The 9,163-nt window shown below is 27.6% G+C and carries 7 protein-coding genes and 1 CRISPR repeat array; of the genes, 2 read left to right on the top strand and 5 right to left on the bottom strand.

Annotated features, from left to right (window positions below; all coding sequences use genetic code 11):
- Positions 1-170 precede the first annotated feature (170 nt).
- Both KGF42_RS18040 and KGF42_RS18035 read right to left on the bottom strand, forming a co-directional pair.
- Complete coding sequence (locus KGF42_RS18040) at positions 171-1,106, bottom strand: TIGR01212 family radical SAM protein (protein WP_227826816.1); 936 nt, start codon at positions 1,104-1,106, stop codon at positions 171-173.
- Between the two features lie 119 nt (positions 1,107-1,225).
- Entirely contained in the window at positions 1,226-1,774 is a 549-nt protein-coding gene (locus KGF42_RS18035) for a DUF308 domain-containing protein (RefSeq protein WP_079740007.1), read from the bottom strand.
- Between the two features lie 152 nt (positions 1,775-1,926).
- On the opposite strand from KGF42_RS18035, the gene KGF42_RS18030 reads away from it, so the two are divergent.
- Positions 1,927-2,355, top strand: coding sequence for a DMT family transporter (locus KGF42_RS18030; RefSeq protein WP_054273399.1), 429 nt, complete (start codon positions 1,927-1,929; stop codon positions 2,353-2,355).
- Positions 2,356-2,435: 80 nt separating this feature from the next.
- Entirely contained in the window at positions 2,436-3,095 is a 660-nt protein-coding gene (locus tag KGF42_RS18025; RefSeq protein ID WP_413927044.1) for a diphthine--ammonia ligase, read from the top strand.
- 116 nt (positions 3,096-3,211) lie between these two features.
- On the opposite strand, the gene KGF42_RS18020 is transcribed toward KGF42_RS18025, so the two are convergent.
- The 3 genes from KGF42_RS18020 to KGF42_RS18010 form a co-directional block, all read right to left on the bottom strand.
- Positions 3,212-4,567, bottom strand: coding sequence for an MATE family efflux transporter (locus tag KGF42_RS18020; protein ID WP_227821623.1), 1,356 nt, complete (start codon positions 4,565-4,567; stop codon positions 3,212-3,214).
- 1,204 nt (positions 4,568-5,771) lie between these two features.
- A CRISPR array of direct repeats spans positions 5,772-6,722; the repeat unit is 29 nt; unit sequence GTTTTATATTAACTATGTGGTATGTAAAT.
- A gap of 232 nt (positions 6,723-6,954) precedes the next feature.
- Positions 6,955-7,104, bottom strand: coding sequence for a hypothetical protein (locus KGF42_RS18015; protein ID WP_227823538.1), 150 nt, complete (start codon positions 7,102-7,104; stop codon positions 6,955-6,957).
- 13 nt (positions 7,105-7,117) lie between these two features.
- On the bottom strand, positions 7,118-8,851 hold the full coding sequence (locus KGF42_RS18010; RefSeq protein WP_227823539.1) for a sensor domain-containing diguanylate cyclase: 1,734 nt from the start codon (positions 8,849-8,851) through the stop codon (positions 7,118-7,120).
- Positions 8,852-9,163 lie beyond the last annotated feature (312 nt).

Raw genomic sequence — 9,163 nt, 5'->3', positions numbered from 1 at the left:
CTTTATTTGTCATGCATAATTTTACTTACAACATAAACTTTATATAAAATAATTAAAAATATACCTATTAAGGTAAGTAAAAAAGAGCTCTCACAGAACAAATTTAATTTGCTCCTGCGACAGCCCCATTATTTTATATATATTGTTTTATCTGTAATAGTTATTTAGTATTAAACAAACTTACAACCTTGATAAGAATTTCGAGCTTTCAAAGTATCATCAATTTGATTTAAAATCTCCCATTTTTTTAGGCTCCATATAGGACCAACTAGTTCATCTCTTTTACCATCACCAGTAAGTCTATGGATTATCATAGTTTCAGGAAGTATTTCTAATTGGTCACAGACAAGATTGATATATTCATCTTGTTCCATAAGAGTTAACATACCATTTTGTAACATCTTTTCCATAGGAGTATCTTTTATAACATGCAATAGATGGATTTTTATACCATCTACACCCATTTTACCAACTGCCTTTGCTGTTTTCATCATCATATTATAATCTTCACCAGGAAGACCATTTATAATGTGTACAACAACCTTTATATTTTTAGACTTTAATTTTTCAACACCTTCAACAAATGTTTTATAATCATGACCTCTATTTATAATTTTAGATGTGGAATCATGAATTGTTTGAAGTCCAAGTTCAACCCATAAGTTAGTTCTTTTATTTAGTTCAGATAAGTATTCTACAACATCATCTGGCAAACAGTCAGGTCTTGTAGATATTGAAAGACCTATGACATCCTTAAGCTCTAATATAGTCTCATATTTTTCTTTTAAAACTTCAAGGGGAGCATACGTATTTGTATAGGCTTGAAAGTAGCCAATATATTTTGCATAGGGCCATTTTTTTAACATCATTTCTCTTATATTATAAAATTGACTAATAAGATTGTCTTTAGGATTTCCAGCAAAGTCACCTGAGCCTTCTTTACTACAATAGGTGCATCCGCCATAACCAAGACTTCCATCAATGTTTGGGCAAGTAAATCCTGCATTTATAGATACCTTAAAAACTTTTTCTCCAAAAGTATTTCTAAGATAGTAATTCCAAGTATGATATCTTTTATTATCAAAAGCATATTTAAATTTATCCAAAGTAATCACCTATTTCTAATAAAATTGTACACTGAACTTGTACAAAAAACATATTACCATAAATAGATAACTTAAACAAATTCTATTTTAAGTAATATAAAAATAATGCAAGAAAATATTTAATATTTTCTTGCATTATTTCCAGAGAAGAATAGAACTAGTCCAAATAATATTATAAAAAAGGACATTATCGATACTATAAATCTAGATAGAAAAAGAGGAGATAATATAAGGCATATACCAAATAAAGTCTTAATTATATTCCAAGTTGTAAATTTAGAGTAAGGATTATTCTTACTATTTACAAGTGCCACTAGTTGATTAAAGATTAAATAAAATCCTAAAAATAATGAAAATATGCTTTGTATTTTTTGAGGAAATACAAAAAGTAATATACATACAATTATTAGGATCCATTGGACATTAGTGGAGGGTTTGATTTCTTCTTTAGTTGCATATCTTTTTAGTTCGTTGATATTCTTAAGGTTTAAGTATGCAAAGAATAAAAGTGCAATACCAAAAGTCCAAGAAATCAATCTTATACCTAATGTCTTAAATGTAAGGCACAATAATCCTAATATAACAAGCAATACTCCCATTAGCATAAATTTAGTAGCATTTTCTTTTTTATTAAAGTTATTAAAATCGATATTAAAATTTGTGTACATAAAATCACCTCCAAAATCAATAGAACAATTATAACAGAAATTCATATCCAAATAAAGTCACAGTGTATAAAAATTAAACTATACTTAGTAATTAATTAATAGGTTGTATCATAAACTTCTATTAATAGAATTATATAGGAGGAGGTTTGTCCATGACAAAATTATGGGCAATAATATTTGCATTATTAGCAGGTGGGTCTACTGCTCTTGAAGCTTTTATAAATGGAGAGCTAGGGAAAAGTACAACAGCACTAGTAGCCACTTTTATAAGTTTAGCTGTAGGAGCAATATTTTTTTTGGTAAGTATAACAGTTACAGGGGACTTAAAGTATTTAGTGTCTATAAATGGTTTTAATTATAAGCTATTGCTAGGAGGTGTATTTGGTGGGCTAATAATATATTTTACAGTAAAAGCAATTCCAAATTTAGGAGTATCAAATACACTTATACTAACACTTGTATCTCAAGTTCTAGTTGGTTTTTTTATTGATAGCGTGATTTTGGGACAAGAAACAATGCATTTATACAAATACATAGGGGTTATACTTTTAATATTAGGGACATTCTTTATAGTAAATTAACCATTTAAAGCAGTATAATTTGCTATATAACTCAGAAGTTTGGTATAATTATAGTAATAAAACAAAGTTAGGTGAAAGAGGTGTTAGAATTGGCTGATGAAAAATTTGTAATGTCATTTAGTGGTGGTAAGGATAGTATATTAGCATTAAATCGAATGTTGAAAAAAGGATATAAGCCTGTGGCACTCTTGATAACTATAAGTGAAGAACATGGAAAATCATGGACACATAATTTAGAATATAATATGCTTAAACAAGTAAGTAGCAATATAGGATTACCTTTATTAGTTGCTGAATGTGGAGTAGAAGGATATGAAGAGAGTTTTGAGAGAGCTTTAATAAAAGCTAAAAACATGGGAGCAACAATATGTGCATATGGAGATATAGACATAGAAAGTCATAGAAAATGGGATACTGATAGATGTGATGCAGTTGGTATGAAGGTAAATTTACCATTATGGCAAGAGAGTAGAGAGAACTTAGTATATGAATTTATAGACAGTGGATTTTGTAGTGTTGTAACAAAAGTAAACTTAAAGCATCTAGGAGAGGAATTCTTAGGGGAAAAGTTGACTAGAGAACTTGTGAAAAAGATAAAAGATGCAGGTGCAGACCCATGTGGAGAGCATGGAGAATATCATACATTTGTGGTGGATGGTCCAATATTTAAAAAACCTGTAGAATATGAAGTAAAAGGAACTTTAATAAAAAATGGCTATGGATATTTAGAAATAAAATAATTACATAAATAAAATACCTATTATATAATCCTAGTTTTTGCAAAGGTCTACTATTTGCAAGATTGTATAATAGGTATTTTTTATTTATATATTTTACGTACTATTACTTCTACTATCTAAGCAACCTTATTTAGATTAGAGTCTAATGTAGAAAAATTCTTTTTTAGAAAAACTATTGACAAAATAAGACATATAAATTCGGAAACAATAGTAGTCATCCATATTCCTTGACCACCAAATATTAGTATCATTGAAATTAGACTTAAGACAACTATTACGAGTCCTCTGCCAAGAGATATAACAGTAGAAATTGATGGTTTTTCTACTGAAACAAAGAATCCAGAAATTATTACATTAATTCCCACTAGTAAGAAAGATATAGAGAATATTTTAAATACACGAATTCCTTCATTGAATAGTATTGTTTCTTCTGGATGTATAAATAACGAAACTATTGGTTCTGAAAAAGCCATACAAATTGCAAATACAGCAATTGATGCTATTATTGTGGCTTTTATACCCATCTTTAATAATTTTTTTACATTATCTATGTTTCCTGCACCATAATAAAAACTAGTAAGTGGTTGCATACCTTGAGTTATACCCATCATAGTCATAAGTACTAGTGTATTTATATAATTTATGACACTATAATAAATAAGAGCATTTTCTCCAATATATTTAGTAAGACTCAAATTAAAAAGTAAGACAACTATACCACAACTTAACTCAGTCGTTGAATCAGGAAAACCTATAAATACAATTTTTCTAAGTGTCTTGAAATCAACTCTAAATTTTGAAAAATTTAAAGTAGAGTTTTTTCTTAAAAAGTGTATTAAGAAGAAAATAGTAGAAAAGACTTGAGATAAACCAGTTGCAATACCAGCACCTTTTACACCCCATCCAAATTTAATTACAAATAAGTAATCAAGTAGGATGTTTGTAAGAGCAGATATTATTACACCAACAGTAGCTAATATTGGGAAGCCATCAGTTTTTATTATAACTTCTAAAGAGTAAGATACTATAAAAAAGCCATTAAAAAATATTATTATTCCTAAATAATCTTTAACCATGCCAATTGTAGATTCTGTAGCTCCTAAAAATAGTGCTAATTTATCTAAATTAAAAAAAGTTATAGCTAATATAATTATTGATAATATAATTATTGACACTAAGTTAAATGAAAAGACTTCATTTGCAGACTTAATATCTTTCTTACCTAGATAAATTGCAATTATAGTGGATGCACCAGTTGAAAATAACAGAGAAACTGCAAATATAAAATTAATAAAAGGCATTGATATATTGACAGCAGCTAAAGCTAATTCTCCAACTCCTTTACTTACAAATATTCCATCAACCATTGTGTATAGTGAGAAAACCCACATTGCAACTACAGATGGTGCTAGGTATTTAAAAAACCTTTTACCTAGACTCATGTTTTCATTCATAGATATTTTTGTATCCATTTATTACCACTCCTTGTAAATCTATTATAAAATTATGAAACTATTAATTAATAATTTTATTTATAATATAAATGATAAACTATGGTATAATACCAATGTCAACAGCAAATAGTAAATAATTATAAATTTTATTAAATAATAGTGATTTCAAGTATTTTATAAGTACATCCTATTATGTTTTATATCTCTAAGATTATTATCTCTTAATAGTTTTTTAAAAGGAGCAACAAAAGTTGGTTGAACCCACGGGTTGAATCTTTTATTTAAGCATATCAAATCGAATTCATTTTTCAATATACTCTGTAATTTTAACTTATTTTGTTGCCTACATAAACTAATGTTTGATTTACATGTATGATTTTTTTATCAAGGTCTACATCTGACCATCTAAGTGATACAGCTTCACCAAAACGCAATCTAAGGTTAGCATCAAAAAAATTGGTATACCTATAGGAGTATTTTTCGACTTTTCTAATAATAATTGAGCTTCCTGTTTGTATAAAACTTAGAAGTTGAATTATTTTTTTGTTTCTTTTTGCCAGTTGTTTCTTTTATATACTCCACATATACATAAAATTTCCCCTTTTTTTCTTATAACAGCTGATTTGATATTCATATGTACACTCCCTTTATAAGCATTCTTAGTGTTTAAAACATATTAAATAATCATGATTTTATTATATCAAATCTAAATTATAAATATTATTTGATGATAGTAGATGTATACAGAAATATCTATATGTATGTGCAAAAAAGTAATATAATAGGTAAAATATGTAAATATATATGCTATAATATTTTTAGCAAGGAAAATAAAATTGAAAAGCTAAGGGTGATTTTCTCATATAAACGCCAAATATGACAAAATAAAAAATCACCCAAACGCCAATAAGGGTGATTTAAAGAAATAACTTTTAAATTCTAATCAATTAGAGAGATTCACCTTTTACAAAGTAAATTTTATCTCCTTGCTTTTATTATACCACAAATTGGTATAAATATTCAAAAATAATATATTTATGATATAATAAAATTATAGAAGTTTTGCAGTGAGCGATATTTGTGATAAAATATGGCTTAACAGTTGAAATGTAAGGCATTGAGAGTGTGTGATAAGTGTTATCAATTGCACTATTGCCCGCTCACTGCAATTTTAAGAACGTTGTATATGTGTAATCATTGGAAATGCTAAATTTATTTTGGGGTTTTATATTAACTATGTGGTATGTAAATTGGAAATGCTGATGTGTGGCGAAGTTCTTACGAAAATGTTTTATATTAACTATGTGGTATGTAAATACTGCTGGAGTTGCTGCGGCTGCTCCGGTTGTTACGAGTTTTATATTAACTATGTGGTATGTAAATCCTTGATACTGTGTACCACCACTTGCCAAAGACTCTTGGTTTTATATTAACTATGTGGTATGTAAATACGCTACGAAGGGAGGTGATAAGTATGGATAATTTTGTTTTATATTAACTATGTGGTATGTAAATCGGGTAGGTCACCACATGCCCTAGGGTGGGTTTCACTGTTTTATATTAACTATGTGGTATGTAAATAAAATCCATCAAATTATTATTTTTTTCAAATCTCACAGTTTTATATTAACTATGTGGTATGTAAATTTTTATTTAATGTCGTATGGTCAGCGTTAAAATGTAGTTTTATATTAACTATGTGGTATGTAAATGCGAAGATTGGTTACGCATTAGGTTTTGCATTAGGAAAGTTTTATATTAACTATGTGGTATGTAAATCTTTTTGAGTATGAGTATAAGCACAGAAAATTAAATGTTTTATATTAACTATGTGGTATGTAAATCCACCTAGACTAGTTCCTGTTATGCCTTGTCTTGCATGTTTTATATTAACTATGTGGTATGTAAATTGCTTCTTAGATTGTGTGCTATCACTAGTGTAGATGGGTTTTATATTAACTATGTGGTATGTAAATATTGTAAAAACTACTGTAAGTTTTAGTTATTATATAGGTTTTATATTAACTATGTGGTATGTAAATTTCCATGTTACGAGCAAAGTACTAGTTGCAATTGTTGGTTTTATATTAACTATGTGGCATGTAAATGCGTTTCTACATCTATTCCAACGCCGACCCCTTTTAGTTTTATATTAACTATGTGGTATGTAAATGTATTATAATCTCCTGTATTAGTTTTATATTAACTAAAATGTATAGAATAAAACCTGTATTCATATTTAAACTATGTATCTATATAAAAAAGTGAACCCTGTCAACAAACCACTTTTTTATATAGATAAATTATTATTTTGTTTTAAGATGTAACATACTAATGATGAATGTTTGTAACAACATGTTTATCATTAGTATCTTATACATAAAAGTTTAATTTTTTACATAAGCTTATTTTTTAGAAAAATGAGCAGTATCAATAAATATCTTGTCTAAATTTTCTCTAGTAACTAATTGACCAGTTATAAGATTAGCTTCAACAGTAACACTACTTTGATTGTCAAACTCTGAACTTGAGTTTAAAGGTTCATTCTTTTCCATATAAACAGCTTTATTATTCGCATATACTATAACAATTTTTACCATGTGCTTTTGATAAATACAGAGCTTTATCAGCTTTAGAAAATAAATCTTTATACAATCTAGTTGAATCACTAGCAAAAGCAACACCAATGCTTAATGTTATTTTGTGTCTATCTTTTATTCTTATTTTACTTGCATCATTTAAAATATCATTAGTGGTTTTTATTATTAAATCTTTTGTTAGTGATTTTATAAATATCATAAATTCATCTCCACCAATGCGAGCAACTATATCTTTATCCTGTGTGTTATGTAATAGTACTTTTGATACAGCAACTAAAACATCATTTCCCTCTAAATGTCCAAAAGTATCATTTACAGTTTTAAAATCATCAATATCAATAACTAATAGAGCATCATTATTTTGGGCTTTAGAACTGCATAGGTACTCTTGGATAAAATTTTGTGAGACCCTTTGATTATATAATTGTGTTAGCGGGTCGCGTTGAGCTTGATTAATTAAGCTTTCTAATTTAGATTTATCTTCAGTTATATCTTTTAAAACACCTATTGTTTTGATTGGATTGTGGTCACTATCATAGATAACTGAACATTGAACACGAATCCATCTCCATTCATCTTTAGTTAATGAATTTAGCTGTCGTATCTCAATTGTTTCTCTAAGATTTCCACGAAGTATTTCTAATAATTTTCCAATATCATCAAGGTGAATGATTTTTCCAGATTCTAGCATCTTAGAATAATTTTTTGTTTCAAAATTTTCTAATTCAATTTTTTTATCAATTTCTACACGTTGATACTTTATAAAGTTGTCATTTTCAATATCATATTCAAACATTATGTCTGTAATATTTTGTAAAGCAATACGATATCGTTCCCTCTCTAATTTTAGTTCAGATTCTATGTTTTTTAGTTGAGTGATGTCAGTAATAATACTATTAATTTTTACTATGCCATCACTATTTAATGATTTCATGCCAGAATCTAATACCCACATTAATGTTCCATCTTTTTTTCGTATTCTATATTCAGATGAATATGTAGGTCCCTTTGCAAAGCATCGTTCACAGTCTTCCAGTGCTTTAGGTAAATCTGGTGGATATACAGCACCTACTGCTGAACCACCACTCATTTCCATGAACTCATCATATGTATATCCTAATATTTTGGGCAATCCTTCATTAACATAGAAAAACGAGTATGTATCATCATCATTGCTACCTTTTAATCCACCATTAATATTATTCGTAATCATCTCGATAACTTCTGTTTTTTCCTTTAGTAATCTTTGTAGATAGTCATAACTTTGTGTTCCAATTTTAGTAGGAAAGTATTCATCAAGTTGCATTTCACCATAAGGGTTTGATATATGCATGTGTTTTACTAATAATTTTTCTCTATCTTCAATTATCTCAAATGTACAACGCTGATTTGCCTCTAAAATCATTTGCTCATTTTCTTTAGTACGAACAGTATATTTTCCTAATACCATACATCTATTTTTATATTCACTTACAATTTCAAATATGTCATTACTTATATCACAGGAAGGAATTTCATCTTGACCTGCATAAAAATAATTTTTAATTTCATTAAAGGAAGTGAGAAATTCCTGTTCTCCTGGGCCAATCCATGTGACATCTTGTGAAAGGTACTTTAATACTTCATCAATATCTCTATTTATATAAAAACTTGTTATAATATGTTTTGCTAATTTGGGTGCTTTTTTTAGGAGTATGCTCATGATATTCCTCCTCTCTTTTTGTTATTATATCTTAATTATATTATACATTAATATATTTAAATTAAAAACTTTGTTGAACTATGATATTTTTATTAAATAGGTTAATTTTAACGAAAAAGAACTGAAACAATACATGCTTCAGCTTTTAATGCTGATATCTTATATAAATACATATTTATAATGTAAAATACTTATATTAAATAAAATACTTTTAAAATTTTTTTACGGTTTCTAGTTGCGAATAAACATAGTTTTTGCCAACTTTGCTAGAAAATATGACAATAAATTAATCTCCTGCTAATCTTATAATAG

Source organism: Clostridioides sp. ZZV15-6383, from assembly GCF_020657735.1.
GTDB lineage: Bacteria > Bacillota > Clostridia > Peptostreptococcales > Peptostreptococcaceae > Clostridioides > Clostridioides difficile_D.
The sequence above is the reverse complement of the archived record's forward strand: the minus strand, read 5'-3'. Positions and strand labels throughout refer to the sequence as shown.